Raw genomic sequence first — 22,590 nt, forward strand, 5'->3', positions numbered from 1 at the left:
TCAATCACCAGATTCGCGGCTTCACGCCGATACTCCGGCGTGTACTTCTTGCGCTGTTGGCTCACAATGAACATCCTCTCCTACGGACACAACATCCGTACAAGTTGGGTGTCCACTAAACGAGGGTAACCTCACCAAATCTTCCACTCTGCTTTTATATCTATTATGTTTGCGCTGGTAAGGACGTTTTGACGTATTCGTCAAAACCGAAAAAATCTCGAAAGTGGAAGATTTGGGACATTCGCCTTCTAGAGGGGAGGGTGGAGTCCGCTGAAGAATTCCACTAAGGCGTATTCGCTAAGGCATACCATGGAATAAAGCGTGTTTCGAAGCGCTGAATATTAAGAAGGTTACGAAAGCTACGTCAAAGAGAGGCGAACGTCATGAGCACATACACCTACAACGTCACTGGAATGAGCTGCGGGCACTGCGAGAACGCCGTCAAGGAGGAAGTTTCCAACCTTCCGGGCGTTTCGAACATTGAGGTCAGCGCAGACAAGGGGCTGCTGACGTTCGAGCACGACGGGGCAGCAGGGGAGCTGACGGATCAGCAGGTCATCGACGCAGTCGACGAGGCCGGCTACGAAGCCACCCGCGCATAGCGCCCCGCCGCTAGAAGGGACGCAGCCCCGCGATGCTGTAGAACTGGTGGCCCAGGAAAAGCAGCGCCGAATCGTCGGAGATCTCCGACACGTCCAGAACCTCCGCCGCCACCAGCGTAGATTCCCCCGCCTGGGCCGTATCTGAAATGCGCGCCCGCATCACGGCTCGGGAGTTCGGCAGCAGCGGCTCGCCCGTCTCGGCGGTCACCCACCCTTGAGATTCCGCGAAGCGGTCCGCGCCCGAGGTGGCGAAGGAGTGCGCTATGGGGGACTGGGCGTCATTAAGAAAGTGCACCAACATGCTGCTCGACCGCAACAGTTTACCTGCCGAGCCCGTGCGCTTCATCAGTGAGAAACTGATTGATAGTGGGTCGAGTGACAGTGAAGCAACAGATGATGCGGTCAGTCCGACGGGCTCGCCGTCGACGGTCGCGGTGATCAGCGTTACCCCCGCCGGATGTCCGCGGAAGACATCTCGAAACGCTGCTTCAAGATCGGTGTTACTCATTAGCATCACTAGACCTTTGGAAAAATTTGGGGTGACTGACGGGACTCGAACCCGCGACACCTAGGATCACAACCTAGTGCTCTACCAGCTGAACTACAGTCACCATTGCTGTTGAAAACAGCGGATTTCATGTTAGCCCACGCCCTGCGCCTTAACCAAAAGGCCAGTTCGCAAGGGGTGAAACTGGCCTAGATAGGGAAGCGCTCCGTCGCTGCCTTCGCCGCGGCTGTCGCGTCCGCGTTCGACGGGTCGGCCTCCACGAGCATCGCGCGGCGGTAGTAATCCAGCTCGCGGATGGATTCCTTGATGTCCGTCAGCGCGCGGTGCGCCATGCCCTTCGCGGGCTGGCCGTTGTACACGTGGGGATACCAGCGGCGGGCGAGCTCCTTCAGGCTGGAGACGTCGATCATGCGGTAGTGCAGGTACTGGTCCAGGTGTGGCATGTAGCGGTTGATGAACTTCCGATCTGCGCTGATGGTGTTGCCGGCCAGCGGCGCCACGCCTGCGGTGGGCACGTGTTTTTTCACGTAGTCGAGGACCTGCTCCTCGGCTTCTTCCAGTGTGATGTCGGAGGCGCGGATCTGTTCCGTCAGGCCGGATTCGCCGTGCATCTTCGTCACGACGGCATCCATGCGGGCGAGGTCGCGTTCGGTCGCGTGAATCACCAGGTCCAGCCCCTCGTCGAGCGGGGTAAGGTCCGCATCCGTCACAATCACCGCAATCTCGACGAGCACGTGCTGGTCCGGGTCGAGGCCCGTCATTTCGCAGTCGACCCACACGAGTCGATCGTTCTTGGCAACTTGATTCGGGGTGGTGTTCACGGATGTTCCTTTCTGTTGTTGATAATTCTATGCCTTTTTGGTGACGCCCCCTCGGGATCAGTCGCTTTCGGTTGCCATTTGGGCGTAGAACTTACCCACGATCGGCGCGGTGACCTTCCGTGGCAGGTACGTGGAGACGAAGTTCATGGCCTTGGACAGCGGGCCGGGGACTACGCGGAGTTTGTTCTTGGACAGGGCAGTCAGGGTGTCGATGGCGCAGTCTTCGTAGGTGGTCCAGAGGAAATCTGGTACGGCATCGTCAACTTCGGTGAGCTGCTCGTCTTCCTTGCGGGCCTCGCGCACCGGGCCGGGTGCCAGCAGGGTGCACTTGATGCCGTGGTCTCTGAGCTCGTAGTGCAGGGACTCGGTGAAGGTGTTGACCATCGCCTTGGTGCCGACGTAGGTGGCGTTTCCGGGGATGGCCATGTTGCCGGCGGCGGAGCCGACGTTGACGATGCCGCCCTCGCCGCGTTCCAGCATGCCGGGCAGCACGGCCTGGGTGAGTTCGTAGAGTGCGGTGGCGTTGAGCTCGAACTGCAGGCGCTCGTAATCCCAGTCGAGGTCCTTGAACTGTCCGAAGGTAGCAATGCCCGCGGAGTTGATGATGATGCTGACCGGGGTGGTGCGCAGCTCCTCCAGCAGCTCTGCGCGGGCGGAGGCATCCGCCAGGTCGACGGAGCGGATTTGCACGTCGCGGTTAGGGAATGCGTCCGCGATCTCTTGCATAGGGGCCACAGTGCGGGCGACTAGAAGGAGGTCGTAGTCGCGCCGGGCGAGCTCCTCGGCGATGGCCTTGCCGATGCCGGAGGAAGCGCCGGTGATCACGGCGTAGGAGCCCGGGGTGGGGGCGGGGAGGTCCAGCTCTACGGACTTCTGGGACTTGCCCAGGGGGAGGGAGCGGAGGGCGTCAATAGGGTTAAAGCGGCTATTCGCAGTCATGGCTACAACCATAGCGGGCGGCTCGGACAGGGGGTCGAGGTTCAGCGGGCGAGCTGAATTGGGCGGTGTTAGTTTAACCGCATGATCCCCGATATTCGCAGAGTCGGGCAGCACGCGACTCTCTACGCAACAGCACGTAACGAGCAGATTATTGACTTCATAATCGACCACACCGGCGAGGGGTGGCAGTACAACATTGAATCCTATGGCGGCATTCACCGCTTTGTGTTCCAGGGGCCTAAGGGGGAGCTAACAGCTAATGCCCACCTGATCGCTTCTGTCGCTGAGAACCCTCCAACGCTTCTGTGGCGATGGTCTGGGCAAGCTCAGGAAGGGAATACAGCCGGTCTGAATGTCAGCAACGCTGCGGAAGCGATGCGAAAGTGGGGCAACAACAAGATCTACCTGGCTTTGTTAATCAGGAGGTTCCATATCAGCCGGGCGAGGATGCTGTTACTTCGGTTGCGGGGGACGTTGGCGATGCCGCGTTTGAGATTTTTGGCCCACAGACCGTTTTCTTGTACGTCCCCATCAATCAGAGCGGCACATTCGCAACCTTCTTGCTGGATGGGTTTAGCATTCCTATACCAGAGATGACTATCGAAGAGATCTTCGTTAAGTGGGATCGCATACTTTCGCACTGCGATGACCCAGCGTGGAGTATCGAAGGTATTTCCCACATGCGACCAGACTGGCGAGTCGAAGAAGTTGAACCCGAGGAGTATCAGCGCGCGTGGAAAATCGTTGACGAAAAGGGCCGTTACTTCGTGGCCGAAATAACGGTTAACAGGGGAGAGCGCTACATGTCCCTTAGTAAGAAGGGACTTTTCACGGAAGAAGGTACCTGACGAGAACTGTCAGGCACCTTCGTGGCCAGAAAAGTGATGCAGTGGTTTAACGCAGGAGGCCAGCCTGCTTTGCAGCGGCGCCGATCAGGCCGATGCCTGCGGCAGCCACGGCGATCCAGGTGAGGGTCCAGCCGAACTGAGTGGCGCCGTAAGCAGTCTTGGCAGAGGAACCTGCCATGACGGATCCTGCAGCCATCTCTCCGGTCGCCTTGGTGTTCGGTGCAGCACCGGTTCCACGGAGGACGAACATACCAACTAGCTTTGCGGCTTCAATCTTCTGAGCGTCAGTGGGCGTACTCGGGGCAGCCTGAGCTGGGGCAGCAGCGAGGCTGAGGGCTGTCGCAGCAGCGACGGCAGCAGTAGCAAAACGCTTCATGGGGTCTCCTTTTGAGGTTTCAAAAACATGCAATTTCTATTGCAATCGCTCTTAGGTTAGACCAAGAAAAGGGGTCGACGCTCAGGAAACGTTAAACCCTTTCTTAGATGAGACGCGTTTCACATCCACGGCAACTCACAAGTAGGGGGCTGAGGCGCCAACGTGTCCACGATGCCGTGGCCGAACTGGCAACCTTGCCACGACTGAAGTGTCAATTATGTCGTGACTCATGACAATGGCGCCCCCGGCAGGACTCGAACCCGCGACACATGGGGTAGAAACCCACTGCTCTAATCCACTGAGCTACGGAGGCATACGAGTAGATGATAATGCACGCGCACGTGCGCTGAATTTGCGGGGCAGCCATACCGTAAGCGTGGCACAGCCGCGCAGGTCGGTACGGGGCAGCGTGGCACTGTCGCGGGGGTTCAGTGCGCCACCACTGTGACGCAACCAACAACACAAAACCGGGAAGTTCACCCTGTCCGGAGCGGAGGGTAAGGTTCCAAACATGTCCTCCCAGGCAGATCAGGAAGCTAAGCAAGCAGCGCAAGCCAAGCCCGCACAGGCGGAAGCGCAAACCCCGACCCAGCCCGCGAAGCTGGGCAACCCCGGCCTCGTGTACCTCATCGGTGCACTCGTCGCCGGGTGTTTCGGCGCGGTCATCGGCTACTCTTTCCTCGGCGAATCGCTCGCCCTGCTGGGCATTCCGGATCCCGGTCCGCTGACCACCATCGGTCTGCCCTTCGTCCGCGGCGCGGCGATTTTCATCGGCTGTCTGGGCCTCGGCGGGTTCCTCATGTCCGCCTTCGGCACGCCCCCGGACAAGCAGGGTTATCTCACCCTCGACGGCTTCCGTGCCGCACGCACGGGCACCTGGGGAATGATCGGTTTCGCAGTCCTGTCGATCCTGCTGATCCCCATGTACATGTCGGACATCTCCGGCAGCCCCCTCAAAGAGGTGCTCAAGCCCGAGTATTGGGGGATTGCGCTGGATCAGGTGTCGGCGTCAAAGGCTTGGCTCTGGGTTGCCATCTTCGCTGGCGTGGCCGGTGGGCTTTCGCTGCTCACGCGCAAGTGGATCTGGCAGCCGATCTTCCTGGCGCTGTCGGTTCTTTCGCTGATCCCGCTGGCGCTGGAGGGGCACTCCGCGGCGGGCGGTAACCACGACTACGGTGTGAACTCGCTGCTCTGGCACATCATCTGCGTCTCACTGTGGGTGGGTGGCTTGCTGGCCCTGCTGGCGCACGCGAAGCGCCGCGGCCCGCACCTGGCCCTCCTCGTCCAGCGCTACAGCACCTTGGCGCTGTTCTGCATCATTGCCGTTGCGATCTCCGGCTTCATCAACGCACTGCTGCGCGTCCACCTGGACGAGCTCTTCACCACCCAGTACGGCCTGGTCATCGTCGCAAAAATGGTCATGACGTTGCTCCTGGCTTGGTTCGGCTGGGAGCAGCGCTCCCGCATCATCCCGAAGCTACGCGAAGGCGAGGGCGAAAGCGGTAAAACCACCAACGCTCAGCGCAAGCCGTTCATCCGCTTCGCTGCACTGGAGATCTTCATCATGGCCGCCACCATCGGCATCGCCGTCTCCCTGGGCCGCATCCCGCCGCCGATCGAGCAGATCGTTGACCTCACGCAGCAGGACGTACTGCTGGGCTACACCCTCACCGAGCCGCCGAGTATCGGGCGTTACTTCACCATGTTCCGCCTGGACCTCATCTTCGGCGTGGGCGCGATCCTCCTCCAAGCCGGTTACATGTGGGCCTGGCTGAGCATCCGGAAGCGCGGCATCGAATGGCCCATCCAGCGCCTGATCTGGTGGACCGCCGGCAACGTCACCCTGCTGTTCGCCACCAGCTCCGGCCTGGGCATGTACTCCATGGCGATGTTCGGCCCACACATGCTGCAGCACGTGATTCTCTCCATGGCCGTGCCCGTGTTCTGGGTCCTTGGTGGCCCCATGACGCTACTACTGCGCGCCCTGCCCGCCGCCGGCCGCGACGGCGTGGCGGGCCCGCGCGAATGGTTGGTCGTGTTCATCAACAACCCGTTCTCGCGCTTCCTGACGCACCCTATTGTCGCCGGAACGCAGTTCGTTGTCGGCTTCTATTACCTCTATCTTTCGCCGCTTTTTGACGCCATTGCGGGTGAGCACGCCGGCCACCTGTTTATGATGCTGCACTTCATCATCTCGGGGTACATCTTCTATTGGGTGATCATCGGCGTGGATGCTGCACCGCGGAACCTCTCGCCGTTCATCAAGATGCTGACGCTGTTTGCGATGGTGACTTTCCACGCATGGTTCGGTATTGCGATGATGCAGATTTCCGAGCCGCTGAATGCGGAGTTTTATAACCAGTTGGACTTCCCATTCCCTGTGGACCTGGATCACCAGCAGTATCTGGGCGGCAGCATCACCTGGGCTCTGGGTGAGATTCCGCTGCTGGTGGTTTCCATCGCCCACGGATTCCAGTGGCTGCGTTCCGACCGGCGCGAGGCCAAGCGTTTCGACCGCCGTGAAGAGCGTACGGGCGACGAAGAGCTGGAGGCATACAACGCGATGCTGGCTGGGCTTTCCAGCGGACAGATTGATACTGGCAACCGCGCATACTACGGCGATGATTACCACGACCAGGACGTTCAGAGCTCCCTGCACTCGGCCAAGCACAAGTCGCAACACAAGGCCCAAAATCGGGGCCAGAGCCAAGCCCAGAGCCAAGCCCAGCGCCAGGCTCAGGAGCAGGGCAAAAAACAGGCTCAGGGCAAGGCCGAAACCAAAGCCGAGGACAAGCAATCCCGCGGAAAGTCGGACTAACACACACCCGGCCGCGAACTGTCAACCCCCTTCTTTTCAACCTGTGGATAAGCGCCTTGGATGGGCGGAGTTGTCCACAGGGTGGCGTCACGAAGAAAAAGAAAAACCCCGAAACGCGCTAACAATAAAGCCACGCGCCGGGGAACAAGCTTCGGTGCGACAACAAGGAAGGGGACAAGTCAGATGAGCAACAATCTGGCGCAGGCATATCTGGTGGGGAACGCGGTTGACCACCCGCAGATTCGGATCAAAGGGCTGGACGGCGGGCCCACACTCACCACGTTCCGCGTGGCGATGAACCACCGCTACCAAGGTGCGGACGGGCAGTGGAAGGACGGCGACCCGTGCTACATGGAAGTGCAGTGCTGGGGAGCGCTGGGCGACAACGTCAGCGCGACGGTGTGCAAGGGGATGTCCGTGATCGTCGTCGGACGCATCGTGCAGAGCACGTGGGAAGCCAACGGCGAAGATGGCCAGCCCGTGACCCGCAGCGTGCTGCGCGTGCGTGCGACTCACGTGGGTCCGGACCTGAGCGCCCGGAACGTGTTGGTGAACGTCCGCAAGGCTGTGGAGCAAAACGCACAGCAGGCCGTGGAACAGAACGTTCAGCAGAACCTGGCGCAGAACACGGCGCAGAACGGTGGCTCGCCGGAGCTGGTGGGAGTCGGCGCGGGCGGCCAGGAAGAGGAAGTGGAACCTGCGTTCTAAGCGCTAGTCTCAGCGCTAATCCAAGCGCTTAATGGGCGCTAAATGGTGAGGCCGACCTGGGCCGCTCGGGGGAGTAGCCCAGGTCGGCCTTCGCACGGTGGCACCACGTACACTGGGTGGGCGAATACATTGGGACACTAACCACGAAAGGTCAAAAGAGTTCACCGTGGGCGAGTTCATTTACACCATGAAGAACGTGCGCAAGGCGCACGGCGATAAAGTCATCCTGGATAACGTCACGATGGCGTTCTACCCCGGCGCCAAGATCGGCGTGGTAGGCCCGAACGGTGCAGGTAAGTCCTCCATCCTGAAGATCATGGCTGGCATCGATCAGCCCTCCAACGGCGAGGCTTTCCTGGACCCCGGCGCAACCGTCGGCATCCTGCTGCAGGAGCCGCCGCTGAACGAGGAAAAGACTGTTCGCCAGAACGTCGAAGAGGGCATGGGCGAGATCTTCGAAATCCGCCAGCGCTACGAAGAGATCGCCGAAGAGATGGCCACCAACTACACCGACGAGTTGATGGAAGAGATGACGTCTCTGCAGGAGAAGATCGACGCTGCAGATGCGTGGGAGCTGGACTCCAAGATCGAGCAGGCCATGGAAGCGCTGCGTTGCCCTCCGTCCGATGAGCCGGTGACCCACCTCTCCGGTGGCGAGCGCCGCCGCGTGGCCCTGGCGAAGCTGCTGCTTTCCGAGCCGGACCTGCTGCTGCTCGACGAGCCCACTAACCACCTGGACGCCGAGTCCGTGCTCTGGCTGGAGCAGCACCTGAAGGACTACAAGGGCGCCGTCCTGGCCGTCACCCACGACCGCTACTTCCTGGACCACGTCGCCGGCTGGATCTGTGAGGTCGACCGCGGCAAGCTGTACCCCTACGAGGGTAACTACTCCACCTACCTGGAGACGAAGGCCAAGCGCCTGGAAGTTGCCGGCAAGAAGGATGCGAAGCTGCAGAAGCGACTCAAGGAAGAGCTGCAGTGGGTCCGCTCCGGCGCCAAGGCTCGCCAGGCGAAGAACAAGGCCCGTTTGCAGCGCTACGAGGAGATGGCTGCCGAGGCGGAGAAGTACAAGAAGCTGGACTTTGAAGAGATCCAGATTCCGACTCCGCCGCGCCTGGGCAACCAGGTGGTCGAGGTCAAGGACCTGAACAAGGGATTCGACGGTCGCACCCTGATCAAGGACCTGTCGTTCACCCTGCCGCGCAACGGCATTGTGGGCGTCATCGGTCCGAACGGTGTTGGTAAGACCACCCTGTTTAAGACCATCGTTGGCCTGGAAGAGCCGGACTCCGGCGAGGTGAAGGTCGGCTCCACCGTGCAGCTGAGCTACGTGGACCAGAACCGCGAGAACATCGACCCGGAGCAGACCGTCTGGGAGGTCGTTTCCGACGGCCTGGATTACATCCACGTCGGCCAGAACGAAATGCCTTCCCGCGCGTACCTGTCCGCATTCGGCTTCAAGGGCCCGGACCAGCAGAAGCCTTCCAAGGTGCTGTCCGGCGGTGAGCGCAACCGCCTGAACCTGGCGCTGACGCTGAAGCAGGGCGGCAACCTGATCCTGCTGGATGAGCCGACTAACGACCTGGACGTTGAGACCCTGTCTTCCCTGGAGAACGCTCTGCAGCAATTCCCGGGCTGTGCAGTGGTCATCTCGCACGACCGCTGGTTCCTGGACCGCACCTGTACCCACATCCTGGCCTGGGAGGGCAACGTTGCCGAAGGCCAGTGGTACTGGTTCGAGGGCAACTTCGAGGACTACGAGAAGAACAAGGTGGAGCGCCTCGGCCCGGAGGCTGCACGTCCGCACCGCGTGACGCACCGCAAGCTGACACGCTAGTCGGGAAACTCGGCGGCGCAGCAGTGCGCCGGCACCGCGCGTGACCACAGCGCGCTGAAGTAGCTCGGCGGCGCAGGCCAATTTGCTGGCCTGCGCCGCCTTTCTCGTTTAAACCGTGTAACTACGTGAACCTGTGTGAACGATGTGGCAGTATTGGTTCACGAAACAAAAGTTATCTGTGAGGTTCTAAGCGAGGTTTGAAACGCAATGCCCTTCATCGAACACGAGGCCACCGGGACTCGCTGGCACACCTGCCACCGCGAGCTCCGCTGGTCTGACTTCGACCAATACCAGCACGTCAATAACGCCAAGTATCTGGAATTCGGCCAGGACGCGCGGATGGTCTTCCTCAAAGACGTGCTGATGGAAATGGACATTGCCGTGCCCCCGATGTTCGCGCGCCACACCACCATCGACTACCCATTCCCGCTGTCGCCGGGGGAGTCGGAAGTGGCCGTGGCCTCCTACTTCATCGACGTCGGGCGCAAATCCTGCACCATGCGCCAGGTCGTCCAGGATTCCGTCGGGCGGATCACCTGCACCATCGACGCGGTCATGGTGGGTATCGACGTGATGACTGGGAAGTCCCGCGAGTGGAGCGAACAGGACATCGACAACATCAACCAATTCTTGATCCCGGAGGACCACGAGGTGGTCACCGACCGCGCCACCACCGCCGCGCGCTTCTAGCGGCGCATGAATACTTGCGCGCTTGCAGTCCGGCGCTGTCCCCGCGGACTCGCTGACCCGCAAGCGCCCAGCCCGCGCGAGCTTCAGCTTTGGGGAGGGCTAAGGTGGGGGAACTATGGGCGTCACAATCGATTTACAGGGAACAATTGATTCGCGATCCGCGACCGCGGCAGTGAGTGCCATGCGGCGCGCGGGGGCGGTGATGAAGCGTGCGCTGGTGATGGATCCGGGTGCGCTGGTGCGGTTGAGCGCTGTGGGGGAGCGGTCGACGGATCTTTTTATTTCGACGCCCCTAGGCTGCGTGGTTTCCGTCCGAGTGCCCGGACAGGTCGTCGGCGCCGGAAGTGCGCACGCTGGCAGTGGCGGCACTGTGGCCTATGCCAGCGACGCGCTGGAGGCGATCGTCGCGTTTGAACCCGGCCAGCAGACCCTCGACCTGGGCGCGGACATGGACCTGATGTGGGTTGGCTCGCCGCCTCCGCAGCAGGGCTTCGAGCTGATCGACACGGTTCCGGGGGAAGTGGTGCGCGGCCTACACGCGGACATGGCCACGGAGAACGAGGCTAACTCCGGGCCGATGGGGATTGCGCGCAGCCTGCTAGAACAGCAGGTTCTCACAGTGCAGCGCGGTAATGACGCCACCGCCTCCGTTGCCCTGGAGGGGCGAACGATCGCGGCGCTCGGCGGCCTGCGACTGGTTCCGGAGCCGGGGGAGAAGCTGCGGGACTATGACTATGTGCGCGTGAGCGCCAGCGGGTCGTGGATTCGGGTGGATGCACTGGTTGGCAGCGTGTACGCGCCACGCCCCGGTGGACTGGCGCGGGTTCCCGGGCCACGCTAGAGGTTTGGGGAGCCGCCGCACGCGGGGGTGCTGCGACGTGAGCGATTTAGGAACCGGCGTACATGTCGTAGCCCAACTTGGTGCTCATGACCACGACAACGACGAGCAGCGCGATGCGGACAAAGCCGGTTCCCTTGGTAAGCACCAGGCGTGCCCCAATTTGCGCTCCCGCCACGTTGAAGACCGCCAGGCCGAGGCCCAGCAGCCAAAGCACGTGACCGCCGATGGCGAACACGGTTAGCGCGCCCAGGTTCGTGGCGATGTTGATGACCTTCGCCAGTGCGGCGGATTCCACGAAGGACCTGCTAAGAAGCGCGGTGAAAACGATAATGAGAAACGTGCCCGTGCCCGGACCGAAGAAGCCGTCGTAAGTGGCGATAGCTCCCACTGCGAACAGCGCGATGAGCCATCGGCGACGGCTCTGCGATGGAGCGCGTTGGGGTGTGCCAAAGCTGGGTTTGAGGGCGACATACGTGCCAACTGCCAGCAAGAGAATAATCACCAAAGGTCGCAAAACCTCGGAGCTGAGCGCCGCTACCAGCAGCGCACCAGAGGCCGAGCAGGCGAAAGCCAGCGGAACCCCATAGGCCACCAGGCGCCGATCGATCTTTTGGCGAATATCAGAGGACCGGAGCATGCGCGTGGCAGCCGATGAAGTGCCAAAAACCGCCGCGAGTTTGTTCGTCGCCATTGCCGAGGCTTCGGGGGTCGCGGGTGCGACGATCAAAATGAGGGGGATGAGGACGAGGCCACCGCCGCCGACGATGGCATCAATGAGCCCGGCGACGAAGGATCCCACTGCGAGGAGTGAAAACGCCTCGGCAGAAAGATCGGCTAACACTTTTAGAACTGATCGGGAGTGTTGACCAGCATCTGCGCGACCCGCTCCATGTGCTCCCACATGGCCGCACGGTGTGCGTCGGGGAGCTGTTCCTTGTCGATGGTGGCCATGGCGTTACCCATGAGCTCTAGCCAGCGGTCGCGGGCGGCCGTGTCGATGCGGAATGGGGCGTGGCGCATCCGCAGGCGCGGGTGGCCGCGGCGAGCGTTGAATTCCGCAGGGCCGCCCCAGTACTGCACCAGGAACCAGCGCAGTCGATCCTCGGCGCCTTCGAAATCCTGTTCCGGGTACATCGGCGCGAGGATATCGTCGGTGCGGACCTGGCGATAGAACTCGTGCACGATGGCGCGGAAGGTCTCTTCGCCAACAGCGTCGTAGAAGCTAGAAGTCATGCCTCCAACCTTATCCGTTCTGTGGAAACCGACGGGGCTAGTTAGGTGCAGCCACGCCCGCCGAAGGGGCGCAGCCCCGGCGATTACTTGCCGGCTGCGTCGAATGCGCGGGCAGCCTTGGCACGTGCCACCCGGTCGCGGCCTTCGGAAAGTACGCGGCGCAGGCCACTCGGGGTGTCCTCCGCCTTCACCAGTTCGGCGATGGCGGAATCCGTTGCGTCGCTGTGATCCCAGGACGGGTAGATGCCCTCCAGGGTGCGCAGCGCCATCTCGGAGTTCAGGGACTTCCACCACTCCACGGCGTGGGCAACGTAATCCGTGCTGAACTGTTGCAACAGGTCGGCGTGGCCGACGTGCACCAGGCCCGCGTTGCGGTGGCGCAGGCTCAGGTTGCTCTGCTGCGGAGCCTCCACGGTGAGGGCACGCCAGACCTGCTGCTTGGTCTGCTCGTCCGGCACGGAGGAACGCGCCTGCAGCGCCAATGCCGCACCGCTGGAGGACTTGTCCTGAGCCTCTTCGGCGGCAATCCGCGCCTCCACCTGATCGGCGTTTTCGCCGGTGGCACGGGCTGCGGCGGTCAGCGCAATGATGATCGCCCAGCGCAGGTCCTGGTCCACGTTCAGACCCGGAATCACCTCGGCGGCATCAGCCTCGCCCAGCAGCGCGAGCAGCACGTCCGCCGACTCCGCGGAGTGCACGCAGCCCACGTAGGCGCGAACGAACGCCAGCTGGGCCGGGCCTTCGGTCTCGCGCGCCGCCGCCAGGAAGGCCTTGCGCAGCTGCGCCCAGCCCTCGTCCGCCCAGTCCGGGTCGGCGTAGTTTGCAGCCGCCGTGCGGGCCTGAGCCAGAATCTGCTCCAGCACCGCCAGCTCGGTTTCCTCAGCCGCGCCGCCGGCAACCAGGCCAATGAAATCGCGCGCCCGCATCTGCGCATTGCGCGTCATCTGCCACGCCGCGGACCACACTAGGGCACGCGCCATCGGGTCCGTAATGCGCACGATGTTCGGCTTGCCGCCCTCGGCCCCGCCGCTATCCCCGCCGCCGATCGCCGTCGCCAGGGATCCCTCATCCAGCGCCATGTTGCCGTAGGCCAGGTCATCGTCGTTGACCAGCACCAGATCGCCGGCGGGCACGCCCACCAGCTCCGGAACTTCGGTGCGCTCGCCGGAAATATCCAGCTCCACGCGCTTGGTGCGCTTCAGCACATCCCCCTCAAAGCTGTACACGCCCACAGCAATGCGGTGGGTGCGGGTCTCGCCCGCGCCGGGCTGCGCGCCGGACTGCTCCACGGCAAAGGAAGTGTAAGCCCCGTCGTTTACCTCAAAGACCGGGGTCAGGGTGTTGATGCCCGTCGTGCGCAGCCACTGGTCCGACCAGTCGGAAAGGTCGCGCCCCGAAGCCTTCTCCAGCGCCCCCAGCAGGTCCGCGAACGTCGCGTTATCCCAGGCGTGCGCCGCGAAGTGCGCGCGGATGCCAGCGAAGAACTCCTCCAGCCCCACGTAGGCCGCCAGCTGCTTCAACACGCTGGCACCCTTGGCGTAGGTGATGCCGTCGAAGTTGGCCTCCACCGTCTCGATGTCGCCCGCGTCGGAGAACACCGGGTGGGTGGAGGACAGCTGATCCTGCGCATACGCCCACGCCTTCTCCTTGCTGTTGAACGTCACCCATGCCGTGTCGTACTTCGTGGCCCCAGCCTGGCTCATGGCGGCCGACCAGGTGGCGAAGGATTCGTTCAGCCACAGGTCGTCCCACCACTTCATCGTCACCAGGTCGCCGAACCACATGTGCGCCAGCTCGTGCAGGATCGTATCCGCACGGCGTTCGTACTGGTAGTGGCTGGCTGCGGAGCGGAAGATGTACTCGTCGCGGATCGTCACCGCACCCGCGTTCTCCATGGCACCCATGTTGTATTCCGGGCAGAAGATCTGGTCGTACTTGTAGAACGGGTAGCCGATGCCGAACTTATCCGCGTAGTAGTCGAAGCCCTGCTTGGTCACCTCGAACAGCTCGTCGGCATCCAGGTACTCCGCCAGCGACTGGCGGCAATACAGCGCCAGCGGTACGCGCATCTCCCCGCTGGTCTGCAGGTTCTTCTCCTTGGCCGCCGCGGACTCGGGGTGCTCGGTGATCGTGCCGCGCCACTCGTCGCGCACCACGTGCCACGGGCCGACGCAAAACGCAATGAGGTAGGTCGACAGCAGGTAATCCACGGTCGCACTGTGCTTTTTCTTATTGACGCCCTCAGCCTCCGCCACGGAAACCTCGTTGTTCGTCACCACGGTCCACTCGGCGGGCGTGGTGAGCTCGACATCATAGGTCGCCTTGATGTCCGGCTGGTCGAAGCAGGCGAAGACCCGCTTGGCGTCCGCCGTCTCGAACTGGGTGTACATGTAGGCCTGGTCATCGCTGGGGTCGAAGAAGCGGTGCAGACCCTGACCCGTGGTGGAGTACGGAATTTCTGCCTCCACCAGCAGCTCGTGCTGGCCACTAGACAGGCCTTCGAGCGGAATGCCCGTAGTGGCGTCATAAGTAAAGTCCCCAAGCTCAGCGCCATCGAGCTCCACCCGCGACAGCGAGTCCGCGCGCAGGTCCAGGAAGGTAGACCCGGCGCCGGAGGTGAAGGTAATGCGGGTCAGCGAGCGGAAGTGCTTGTTTTCCGGCTTCTCGCCGCCGGAAAGATCCAGCTGAATGGTGTAGTGAACATCGCTGATGAGGCTGGCGCGATGCTCGGCCTCGGTACGGGTTAGGTTGATGGAAGTCATGCAGACCACCCTAGTAGCCGCGCCGGACAGGGTTCCCGCGCCATGGCTAGAGTGGGGGACATGACCGATACAAAGAACCAAACCGTAACCATGTTCTTCGACGCCATCTGCCCCTTCGCCTGGGTTACCAGCCGCTGGCTGATGGAGGTCCAGGAGGTCCGCGACGTGGAGGTGAAGTTCCAGCCGATGAGCCTCTCCGTCCTGAACGAGGGGCGTGACCTGGACCCCGCTTACCGCGAGAAGATGGATGCCGCGTGGGCGCCGGCGCGCGTGGCTACCGCGATTTGGCAGCAGCACCCGGAGAAGCTCTCCGCCTGGTACACCGCCCTGGGCACCAAGATCCACAACGAGGAGCGCGCGGATGCAGCCGACCCGCACGGCTACGACGAACTGATCGCCGAGGCTCTGGAAGAAGCTGAGCTGCCCGCCGAACTGGCAAAGGTTGGTCACCTGGCCGCCGACGATGAAGGCTCTGTTGATGCGCCGCTGCGTAAGTCCCAGGACAAGGCGATCGAGCTGGTGGGCGACGAGGTCGGCACCCCGGTCGTGCAGCTGGGCGACGTGGCTTTCTTCGGGCCGGTCATCACCCGCATCCCGCGCGGGGAAGAGGCAGGCAAGATGTTCGATGCCTCCGTGACCCTGGCGGCGAACCCGCACTTCTTCGAGCTGAAGCGTTCCCGCACCGAAGCGCCGGTCGCGGAGTAGCGCCCGCGGTAGAACACTTGCGGAGTAGCGCCCGCCGGCAGCCAGCAACCGGCTAGACTGGCAGCATGCGTATTTACCTAGGTGCAGATCATGCCGGTTTCGAGATGAAGAACGTGATCAAGGATCACTTAACCTCCAAGGGCTTCGAGGTTGTGGACTGTGGCGCCCACACCTACGACGCGAACGACGACTACCCGGCCTTCTGCATCGCAGCGGCCAAGTCCGTGGTGGAGGACGAGGGCTCGCTGGGCATCGTGCTCGGCGGTTCCGGCAACGGCGAGCAGATCGCCGCCAACAAGGTTCCGGGCGCGCGCTGTGCGCTGGCGTGGTCCGTGGAGACCGCGAAGCTGGCCCGTGAACACAACAACGCCCAGCTGATCGGGCTGGGCGGTCGTATGCACTCCGAGGAGGAGGCGCTGGCGATTGTCGATGCTTTCGTCACCCAGCCGTGGTCCGAGGCGGAGCGCCACCAGCGCCGTATCGACATCCTGGCTGAGTACGAGCGCACGGGGGAGGCGCCGGCGCTGCCGGAGAACTAAATAACTACTTCTCCGCGAGATCTGCTCGCGAGAACTACTTCTGCGCGGTGGTGTCCGACGAGGTCGGGGCGCCATCGCGTTTTTGCTGCCATTCCTTGACCACGTTGGAATCCCACAGGGTCAGCCCGTTGTACTTGGCCACTGGCCGGGGTGCGCGACCGCGGCCTGCATAGCTGGTGAAGGTGCCACGAGCTGTGCCGGAGTACTCAGCGCACTGTGATGCTGTCCAGAGCTCCGTGCCGGTATTTTTGTCGACGATAATTGGTTCCATAAAACTAGAATGTACAGCCCATAGGTAACCCATACAATTAGAGTGGCGCATTTGCTACACCTGCATACCCCCGCAACTATGCAGGTTGTGGGCTATTTTCGCCAACTGTGCTGGGGTGATTTTGCTGGATAGCGGTGTGTATGGTGTAACATCGCACAACGTAACGGAAGCTAGCTTCCAGTGGGAATGTCGTATAGTGGCTAATACCTCAGCCTTCCAAGCTGAAGACGCGGGTTCGATTCCCGTCATTCCCTCCAAACTTTTAAGGCAGTTCCCCCCGAGCGCAGGCGAGCGCAACGACGGGGGAGCTGCCGTTTTGTATTTCCCAGCAACCAGCCAGTAAAGTAGCGGGCGCAACGTCCCTTCGGGGCATGCAAAGATCGGGATATGGCGCAGTTTGGTAGCGCACTCGCTTTGGGAGCGAGGGGTCGCAGGTTCAAATCCTGTTATCCCGACATTTTTTATTTTCACTCTTTTCTTTGTGACGCCACCCTGCGGTTCGTCGCATTGAAAAGGTGAAATGGGGGTTCGCAGTCCGGATCGGTGGGGGATTCGGCGATCCGCTTAGTGGCCAGGGAGCCTGAAAACCACACCCCAGCGTGATGCGCCTGGCGATGGTTCTATAAAATTGAGCACCGACCGTAAAAAGCGCTGCGAGATAAACGAGAGACCGCGGTGCCAAAGAAGCTATTAATACACAGGAGTGTGCATTCGTGAAGAGCTCTGTAGAAAAGCTGAGCGCCACCCGCACCAAGCTGACGATTGAGGTTCCATTCGAGGAGCTTAAGCCAGAGTTCGACAAGGCCTACGCAACCCTCGCGCAGCAGGTAAACATGCCGGGCTTCCGCAAGGGCAAGGTTCCGGCGAAGATTCTGGAAGCTCGCCTGGGCCGTGGCGTTGTCCTGGATCAGGTCATCAACGAGATGCTGCCTTCTCGTTACAGTCAGGCTGTCGAGGAGAACGACGTGAAGGCCCTGGGCCAGCCGGAGATCGAGATCTCCGAGCTGGAGGACGGCAAGCACATCACCTTCACCGCCGAGGTCGACGTTCGCCCGGAGATCGAGGTTCCGGACTTTTCCGCCATCTCCGTTGAGGTTGCACCGCTGAAGGCCGACGACGAGGCCATCGATGCGGAGCTGAAGAACCTGCAGGCTCGCTTCGGCACCCTGAAGCCGGCTGACCGCGCAGTGAAGAAGGGCGACTTCGTCTCCATCGACCTGTCCGCCACCATCGACGGCGAGACCGTCGACGAGGCCACCACCGAGGGCCTGTCCCACGAGGTTGGCAACGATTCCCTCATCGAGGGCCTGGATGATGCGCTGGTCGGCATGAAGGAGGGCGAGGAGTCCACCTTCACCTCCAAGCTGGTTGCCGGTGAGCACGCTGACGAAGAGGCTGAGGTTACCGTCAAGCTCGGTTCCGTCAAGGAGCGCGAGCTGCCGGAGCTGGACGACGACTTCGCGCAGCTGGCCAGCGAGTTCGACACCCTGGACGAGCTGAAGAAGTCCCTGAAGGGTCAGGTCGAGCAGCAGCTGAAGAACACCCAGGCCGGCGAGATCCGCGACAAGGTTCTGGCCGAGGCCCTGGAGCAGACCGAGTTTGAGCTGCCGGAGGGTGTTGTTAAGGAGCAGGTCGACGCTCAGATCCAGCAGATCATCCAACAGTTCGGCGGCGACGAGAAGGTCTTCGAGTCCATGCTGGCTGCCCAGGACATGACGCGCGAGAAGTTCGAAGAGGATGCACGCAGCTCCGCTGAGGATTCCGTGCGCACCCAGCTGTTCCTGGACGCAGTTGCGGACAAGGAGCAGCCGGAGGTTTCCCAGGAAGAGCTGATGGATCACATCGCCTTCACTGCAAACCAGTACGGCATGGACCCGAACCAGTTCATCATGCAGCTGCAGCAGGCCGGCCAGCTGGGCAGCCTGTTCGCTGATGTCCGCCGCGGCAAGGCACTGGCGCTGAACATCGCCCGTACCTCCGTGAAGGACACCGACGGTGCGGACGTTGACCCGAAGGAGTACTTCGGCGACGTTGAGGCTGAGGGCGACAAGGCAGACAAGGCGGAGGCTGACAAGGCGGATAAGGCTGAGGAGAAGCCGAAGAAGGCTCCGGCGAAGAAGTCGACCGCGAAGAAGAGCACGGCTAAGAAGTCCACTGCGAAGAAGAGCACGGCGAAGAAGTCGACTGCCAAGAAGAGCACGGCTAAGAAGTCCACCGCTAAGAAGTCGACCGCCAAGAAGTCGACCGCCAAGAAGGCTACGAAGTCTACGGCGAAGAAGTCCACTGCCAAGAAGACCACCAAGAAGGCAGCGGAGAAGAAGGAAGACTAAGAGTTTTCCCTGACCGCCGGGACCTCTACTCGAGGTTCTGGCGGTTTTCTTTTTGCCCCGTCCGCCATGCCTTACTCCGGCTCGCTGTCATACCGTGTGCTTACACACTGGACGCTGCCACCCCGTACGGCTACCAAGCCGTGCGCTGACAGCGAACAACCCCACCGGAAGGCACGCTTTGCCGACGGGTGTGACTAGGCTGGGGCGCATACAAAAGTGAACTTTCGTAAAACTTTCGGCAAGGAGCGAAGTTGAGTTCGGAAACCCCAAACCATAGAGACTCAGTCTACGAGCGCCTGCTGCGCGAGCGAATCATCTTCCTGGGCAGCCAGGTGGACGACGAGATCGCCAACGAGCTGTGCGCCCAGATTCTGCTGCTGTCCGCAGAGGATCCGACGCGCGACATCAGCCTGTACATCAACTCTCCCGGCGGCTCCGTCACCGCGGGTATGGCGATCTACGACACGATGAAGTACGCGCCGTGCGACATCGCTACCTACGGAATGGGCCTGGCGGCGTCCATGGGCCAGTTCCTGCTTTCCGCAGGCACAAAGGGTAAGCGCTACGCCCTGCCGCACGCCCGCATCATGATGCACCAGCCGTCCGCAGGCGTGGGCGGCACCGCCGCCGACATCGCCATCCAGGCAGAGCAGTTCGCCTACACCAAACGGGAAATGGCGGAGCTGATCGCGGAGTTCACCGGCCAGACCGTTGAGCAGATCACCAAGGATTCCGACCGCGACCGTTGGTTCACTGCCCAGCAGGCCAAGGAATACGGTTTCGTCGACCACGTCATCACCTCTGCGAAGGAGAGCTAAGACATGTCAGAGATGCAGATGCCAGAAATGCGATACATCCTGCCGTCGTTCGTGGAGCACTCCAGCTACGGCGCGAAGGAATCCAACCCGTACAACAAGCTGTTCGAGGAGCGCATCATCTTCCTGGGTACCCAGGTGGACGACGCTTCCGCCAACGACATCATGGCGCAGCTGCTCGTGCTGGAGGGGCTGGACCCGGACCGGGACATCACGATGTACATCAACTCTCCCGGCGGTTCCTTCACCAGCCTGATGGCGATCTACGACACGATGCAGTACGTCCGCCCGGACGTGCAGACCGTCTGCCTCGGCCAGGCCGCCAGCGCCGCCGCCGTGCTGCTGGCCGCTGGCACCCCGGGCAAGCGCGCAGCTCTGCCGAACGCCCGCGTGCTGATCCACCAGCCCGCCACCGGCGGTGTGCAGGGCCAGGTTTCCGACCTGGAGATCCAGGCCAAGGAGATCGAGCGTATGCGCAAGCTGATGGAGGAGACCCTGGCGCGCCACACCGGCAAGTCCGCCGAGCAGGTACGCATCGACACCGACCGTGACAAGATCCTGACGGCCGAGGAGGCCAAGGAGTACGGCATCGTCGACCAGGTCTTCGACTACCGCAAGCTGTCGGCGCAGAAGTAGCACCCGGCAAACACTAGCGACCCGCGGGGCTTTCAGCTTCCGCGGGCATTCCGGCGTGGCGCGGTAGAATCGAAGGCCTATGAGGGTGCTAATCTAGCTGTCCCGCAAGTTACCCGATCCAAGAAAGCCTGATGTCCCGCATGCCTGAAAGCGCAGAGCTCCTGAAGTGCTCCTTCTGTGGAAAGAGCCAGAAGCAGGTCCGCAAGCTGATTGCCGGCCCTGGTGTTTACATTTGCGACGAATGCATCGAGCTTTGTAACGAGATCATCGAAGAGGAGCTGCTGGCGGTCGATCCTGCGGAGAGCTCGGCGAAGCTGCCGAAGCCCGCGGCTATCGCCGAGTTCCTGGATAGCTACGTGATCGGCCAGGACGAGGCCAAGCGCACCCTGGCCGTCGCCGTGTACAACCACTACAAGCGCATCCAGGTCGAGGAGTCGAACGCCGCCGCCCGCCGCTCTGACGACGAGGTGGAGCTGGCGAAGTCCAACATTCTGATGCTGGGGCCGACCGGTTCGGGCAAGACCTATCTGGCGCAGTCGCTCGCCCGGATGCTCGATGTGCCTTTCGCCATTGCTGACGCCACCAGTTTGACCGAAGCCGGCTACGTCGGTGAAGACGTAGAGAACATCCTGCTGAAGCTTCTCCAGGCCGCCGACTTTGATGTGGCGAAGGCCCAGCGCGGCATTATCTACGTCGACGAGGTGGACAAGATCTCCCGCAAGTCGGAGAACCCGTCCATCACCCGCGACGTGTCCGGCGAAGGCGTGCAGCAGGCCCTGCTGAAGATCCTGGAAGGCACCGTTGCCGCCGTTCCGCCGCAGGGCGGCCGCAAGCACCCGAACCAGGAGTTCATCCAGTTCGACACGAAGAACGTTCTGTTTATCGTGGCGGGCGCATTCTCCGGGTTGGAGAAGGTCATTTCCGAGCGCCGCGGCAAGAAGGGTCTGGGCTTCGGCGCGGAGATCAGCGCGAAGTCCGAGGAAGATCCGAACCCGTTCCAGTTCGTGGAGCCGGAGGATCTGGTGAAGTTCGGTCTGATCCCCGAGCTGATCGGCCGCCTGCCAGTGCTGACCCACGTCGGCCACCTGGACGAGGACGCCCTCGTGCGCGTACTGACCGAGCCGAAGAATTCCCTGGTGCGCCAGTACCAGCGCCTGTTCGACATGGACGGCGTGCGCCTGACCTTCGAGGACGAGGCGCTGCGAGAGATTGCCCAGAAGGCACTGGCCCGCGAGACCGGCGCCCGCGGCCTGCGGTCCATCATGGAAACCCTGCTGCTGCCGACCATGTTCGCCATCCCTGAAGATGAGGAAACCGGCGAGGTCATCATCACCGGCGCATGCGCCCGCGGGGAGGCGGAACCGACCCTGCTGACCCACGAAGAGGTCGCCAAGCGGGATAAGAAGAGCGCCTAGTCGTGATATAGGTCCGATGGCGCCGAGGGGGCGTCATCAACCTCTTCATCCTCATGCCGCGCGTGGTTGTAGAGCGACGCGGCGACCGAGGTACCAATCACCGAAGAATGCGAAGCGTGGGTGTACGACGCGCCCTGGTTGGTGGGCATCGTGGTGGTGAGGAAGGCGATGACCGCATCGCACGTCAGGGTCCGCAGGCCATCCTCGTTTTCGGGGGTGCTGGAATCCATGCCGTACAGGGCATGGAACGTTGGGCCCTGGGTGACGGCGAAGGAGCACAGCGCGGTGATGAGTGCATAGGTATCCTCCGCGGAGACGCCGCTGCGAAAGGCGCCAATATCGTGGCCGCGCATTAGCACGCGATCCAGGTGCAGCACCACCGGGGAATCCTCTAAAACGCCTACGCGGTGGACGAGCTCCGGATCGCCCAGCAGATTCTCCGCCACAATCAGGCGCACTGCGTCCGGGTGGGTGGCAAAGCGCGTGTAGGTGGCGGCGACGAGCTTGCGCATCTCGCGGACAGGGGAGCTTTCCATCTCCGGGTTGTCATAACCATTTAGCGGCACGGGCCAGATGGAGGAGTGGGCATAACGCAGCGCTTCCTCGTACAGGCGAGCCGGGGAATCCAGCAGCTCGCAGTTCTGCGGCAGGCGTGCGGCCTGGGTGATCGCGGCCAGGTGTTCAGGAGTGAATGCGGCACCGACCCGGATGGCGATGGTCACGGCGGTGTTCATGGCCTGGATGTACTGCTGTTCGCCGAGGCCATACCAGGCCGCAGAGGCGGGAAGGTGGGGCTTATTCTGCACCAATTCAGTTTATCTATGAAGGGGCTGAGCCTGCAGCGATGTGCAGTTAATCCAGGCTCGTGCGGGGGTGGTTTGATGTGCGAATGCAGT

General features: G+C 62.0%; 22 protein-coding genes, 4 tRNA genes and 1 pseudogene. 16 read left to right on the forward strand and 11 right to left on the reverse strand.

Going from position 1 to position 22,590, the window contains the following annotated elements:
* The first annotated feature begins 383 nt into the window (after positions 1-383).
* Positions 384-602 carry a heavy-metal-associated domain-containing protein gene (locus MHX52_RS07680; protein WP_035005376.1) on the forward strand — a complete coding sequence of 73 codons (219 nt, stop codon included), beginning with the start codon at positions 384-386 and terminating at the stop codon, positions 600-602.
* A gap of 10 nt (positions 603-612) precedes the next feature.
* On the opposite strand, the gene MHX52_RS07685 is transcribed toward MHX52_RS07680, so the two are convergent.
* The 4 genes from MHX52_RS07685 to cmrA all read right to left on the reverse strand — a co-directional run bounded on the left by MHX52_RS07685 (position 613) and on the right by cmrA (position 2,792).
* On the reverse strand, positions 613-1,110 hold the full coding sequence (locus MHX52_RS07685; RefSeq protein ID WP_239317519.1) for a flavin reductase family protein: 498 nt from the start codon (positions 1,108-1,110) through the stop codon (positions 613-615).
* Between the two features lie 27 nt (positions 1,111-1,137).
* Positions 1,138-1,213, reverse strand: a tRNA-His gene (locus MHX52_RS07690).
* 85 nt (positions 1,214-1,298) lie between these two features.
* Positions 1,299-1,931: an oligoribonuclease gene (gene orn, locus MHX52_RS07695; RefSeq protein ID WP_370642232.1), complete on the reverse strand. Its 633-nt coding sequence runs from the start codon at positions 1,929-1,931 to the stop codon at positions 1,299-1,301.
* A gap of 57 nt (positions 1,932-1,988) precedes the next feature.
* Positions 1,989-2,792, reverse strand: a complete 804-nt coding sequence (cmrA, locus tag MHX52_RS07700) for a mycolate reductase (protein ID WP_049049716.1) — start codon at positions 2,790-2,792, stop codon at positions 1,989-1,991.
* Between the two features lie 159 nt (positions 2,793-2,951).
* Between cmrA and MHX52_RS10435 the strand changes: the two are divergent.
* A pseudogene (locus tag MHX52_RS10435) lies at positions 2,952-3,209 on the forward strand (DUF6882 domain-containing protein); the annotation flags it as partial.
* Between the two features lie 44 nt (positions 3,210-3,253).
* Positions 3,254-3,718, forward strand: coding sequence for a hypothetical protein (locus tag MHX52_RS07705; protein WP_049049697.1), 465 nt, complete (start codon positions 3,254-3,256; stop codon positions 3,716-3,718).
* 46 nt (positions 3,719-3,764) lie between these two features.
* On the opposite strand, the gene MHX52_RS07710 is transcribed toward MHX52_RS07705, so the two are convergent.
* Entirely contained in the window at positions 3,765-4,094 is a 330-nt protein-coding gene (locus MHX52_RS07710) for a hypothetical protein (RefSeq protein ID WP_049049698.1), read from the reverse strand.
* A 236-nt stretch (positions 4,095-4,330) separates the two neighbouring features.
* A tRNA-Arg gene (locus MHX52_RS07715) sits at positions 4,331-4,407 on the reverse strand.
* 198 nt (positions 4,408-4,605) lie between these two features.
* Here MHX52_RS07715 and MHX52_RS07720 point away from each other — a divergent pair.
* The 5 genes from MHX52_RS07720 (at position 4,606) to MHX52_RS07740 (ending at position 10,988) form a co-directional block, all read left to right on the forward strand.
* A complete protein-coding gene (locus MHX52_RS07720; RefSeq protein ID WP_239317521.1) occupies positions 4,606-6,912 on the forward strand; it encodes a cytochrome c oxidase assembly protein in 2,307 nt (768 codons plus the stop codon).
* Between the two features lie 183 nt (positions 6,913-7,095).
* Positions 7,096-7,620, forward strand: a complete 525-nt coding sequence (ssb, locus tag MHX52_RS07725) for a single-stranded DNA-binding protein (protein WP_035005371.1) — start codon at positions 7,096-7,098, stop codon at positions 7,618-7,620.
* A 166-nt stretch (positions 7,621-7,786) separates the two neighbouring features.
* Positions 7,787-9,457, forward strand: a complete 1,671-nt coding sequence (gene ettA / locus MHX52_RS07730; RefSeq protein ID WP_049049701.1) for an energy-dependent translational throttle protein EttA — start codon at positions 7,787-7,789, stop codon at positions 9,455-9,457.
* Positions 9,458-9,664: 207 nt separating this feature from the next.
* Positions 9,665-10,147, forward strand: a complete 483-nt coding sequence (locus tag MHX52_RS07735) for a thioesterase family protein (protein ID WP_035005369.1) — start codon at positions 9,665-9,667, stop codon at positions 10,145-10,147.
* 115 nt (positions 10,148-10,262) lie between these two features.
* The gene (locus MHX52_RS07740) at positions 10,263-10,988 is read left to right on the forward strand and encodes a hypothetical protein (RefSeq protein WP_239317523.1); all 726 of its coding nucleotides are present in this window, start codon (positions 10,263-10,265) and stop codon (positions 10,986-10,988) included.
* Between the two features lie 46 nt (positions 10,989-11,034).
* Here the strand turns inward: MHX52_RS07740 and MHX52_RS07745 are convergent, their stop codons facing one another.
* The 3 genes from MHX52_RS07745 to pepN form a co-directional block, all read right to left on the reverse strand.
* Positions 11,035-11,829, reverse strand: coding sequence for a TSUP family transporter (locus MHX52_RS07745; RefSeq protein WP_049049703.1), 795 nt, complete (start codon positions 11,827-11,829; stop codon positions 11,035-11,037).
* A gap of 2 nt (positions 11,830-11,831) precedes the next feature.
* Positions 11,832-12,221 (reverse strand): globin, encoded by a 390-nt coding sequence (locus MHX52_RS07750; protein WP_239317525.1) that lies wholly within the window; start codon positions 12,219-12,221, stop codon positions 11,832-11,834.
* 83 nt (positions 12,222-12,304) lie between these two features.
* Positions 12,305-14,983 carry an aminopeptidase N gene (gene pepN, locus MHX52_RS07755; RefSeq protein ID WP_239317526.1) on the reverse strand — a complete coding sequence of 893 codons (2,679 nt, stop codon included), beginning with the start codon at positions 14,981-14,983 and terminating at the stop codon, positions 12,305-12,307.
* A gap of 42 nt (positions 14,984-15,025) precedes the next feature.
* Here pepN and MHX52_RS07760 point away from each other — a divergent pair, with 42 nt between their 5' ends.
* Positions 15,026-15,688: a disulfide bond formation protein DsbA gene (locus MHX52_RS07760; protein WP_080722709.1), complete on the forward strand. Its 663-nt coding sequence runs from the start codon at positions 15,026-15,028 to the stop codon at positions 15,686-15,688.
* A gap of 65 nt (positions 15,689-15,753) precedes the next feature.
* Complete coding sequence (locus MHX52_RS07765; protein WP_005296514.1) at positions 15,754-16,227, forward strand: ribose-5-phosphate isomerase; 474 nt, start codon at positions 15,754-15,756, stop codon at positions 16,225-16,227.
* A gap of 34 nt (positions 16,228-16,261) precedes the next feature.
* Here MHX52_RS07765 and MHX52_RS07770 read toward each other — a convergent pair whose 3' ends face one another.
* Entirely contained in the window at positions 16,262-16,498 is a 237-nt protein-coding gene (locus tag MHX52_RS07770) for a hypothetical protein (protein ID WP_035005364.1), read from the reverse strand.
* 182 nt (positions 16,499-16,680) lie between these two features.
* On the opposite strand from MHX52_RS07770, the gene MHX52_RS07775 reads away from it, so the two are divergent.
* From MHX52_RS07775 to clpX, 6 genes are all read left to right on the forward strand, one after another.
* A tRNA-Gly gene (locus MHX52_RS07775) sits at positions 16,681-16,755 on the forward strand.
* Between the two features lie 124 nt (positions 16,756-16,879).
* Positions 16,880-16,953: transfer RNA gene (locus tag MHX52_RS07780), tRNA-Pro, on the forward strand.
* Between the two features lie 258 nt (positions 16,954-17,211).
* Positions 17,212-18,828 carry a trigger factor gene (gene tig / locus MHX52_RS07785; protein WP_239317527.1) on the forward strand — a complete coding sequence of 539 codons (1,617 nt, stop codon included), beginning with the start codon at positions 17,212-17,214 and terminating at the stop codon, positions 18,826-18,828.
* A 251-nt stretch (positions 18,829-19,079) separates the two neighbouring features.
* Positions 19,080-19,646, forward strand: a complete 567-nt coding sequence (locus MHX52_RS07790; protein ID WP_011273208.1) for an ATP-dependent Clp protease proteolytic subunit — start codon at positions 19,080-19,082, stop codon at positions 19,644-19,646.
* Positions 19,647-19,649: 3 nt separating this feature from the next.
* The gene (locus MHX52_RS07795; protein WP_005296507.1) at positions 19,650-20,279 is read left to right on the forward strand and encodes an ATP-dependent Clp protease proteolytic subunit; all 630 of its coding nucleotides are present in this window, start codon (positions 19,650-19,652) and stop codon (positions 20,277-20,279) included.
* Positions 20,280-20,419: 140 nt separating this feature from the next.
* A complete protein-coding gene (gene clpX, locus MHX52_RS07800; protein ID WP_011273210.1) occupies positions 20,420-21,694 on the forward strand; it encodes an ATP-dependent Clp protease ATP-binding subunit ClpX in 1,275 nt (424 codons plus the stop codon).
* On the opposite strand, the gene MHX52_RS07805 is transcribed toward clpX, so the two are convergent.
* Positions 21,691-22,500 (reverse strand): hypothetical protein, encoded by an 810-nt coding sequence (locus tag MHX52_RS07805; protein ID WP_237746315.1) that lies wholly within the window; start codon positions 22,498-22,500, stop codon positions 21,691-21,693. The genes clpX and MHX52_RS07805 overlap by 4 nt on opposite strands.
* Positions 22,501-22,590 lie beyond the last annotated feature (90 nt).

It is taken from the genome of Corynebacterium sp. ACRQJ, from assembly GCF_022346045.1.
Lineage (GTDB): Bacteria > Actinomycetota > Actinomycetes > Mycobacteriales > Mycobacteriaceae > Corynebacterium > Corynebacterium evansiae.

Excerpts from the sequence above, each read along its gene's own strand:
- MHX52_RS07680 (WP_035005376.1), top strand. The coding sequence starts at position 384 with ATGAGCACATACACCTACAACGTCACTGGAATGAGCTGCGGGCACTGC.
- MHX52_RS07685 (WP_239317519.1), bottom strand. The coding sequence starts at position 1,110 with ATGAGTAACACCGATCTTGAAGCAGCGTTTCGAGATGTCTTCCGCGGA.
- MHX52_RS07710 (WP_049049698.1), bottom strand. The coding sequence starts at position 4,094 with ATGAAGCGTTTTGCTACTGCTGCCGTCGCTGCTGCGACAGCCCTCAGC.
- MHX52_RS07720 (WP_239317521.1), top strand. The coding sequence starts at position 4,606 with ATGTCCTCCCAGGCAGATCAGGAAGCTAAGCAAGCAGCGCAAGCCAAG.
- ssb (WP_035005371.1), top strand. The coding sequence starts at position 7,096 with ATGAGCAACAATCTGGCGCAGGCATATCTGGTGGGGAACGCGGTTGAC.
- MHX52_RS07735 (WP_035005369.1), top strand. The coding sequence starts at position 9,665 with ATGCCCTTCATCGAACACGAGGCCACCGGGACTCGCTGGCACACCTGC.
- MHX52_RS07740 (WP_239317523.1), top strand. The coding sequence starts at position 10,263 with ATGGGCGTCACAATCGATTTACAGGGAACAATTGATTCGCGATCCGCG.
- MHX52_RS07750 (WP_239317525.1), bottom strand. The coding sequence starts at position 12,221 with ATGACTTCTAGCTTCTACGACGCTGTTGGCGAAGAGACCTTCCGCGCC.
- pepN (WP_239317526.1), bottom strand. The coding sequence starts at position 14,983 with ATGACTTCCATCAACCTAACCCGTACCGAGGCCGAGCATCGCGCCAGC.
- MHX52_RS07760 (WP_080722709.1), top strand. The coding sequence starts at position 15,026 with ATGGCTAGAGTGGGGGACATGACCGATACAAAGAACCAAACCGTAACC.
- MHX52_RS07765 (WP_005296514.1), top strand. The coding sequence starts at position 15,754 with ATGCGTATTTACCTAGGTGCAGATCATGCCGGTTTCGAGATGAAGAAC.
- MHX52_RS07770 (WP_035005364.1), bottom strand. The coding sequence starts at position 16,498 with ATGGAACCAATTATCGTCGACAAAAATACCGGCACGGAGCTCTGGACA.
- MHX52_RS07795 (WP_005296507.1), top strand. The coding sequence starts at position 19,650 with ATGTCAGAGATGCAGATGCCAGAAATGCGATACATCCTGCCGTCGTTC.
- clpX (WP_011273210.1), top strand. The coding sequence starts at position 20,420 with ATGCCTGAAAGCGCAGAGCTCCTGAAGTGCTCCTTCTGTGGAAAGAGC.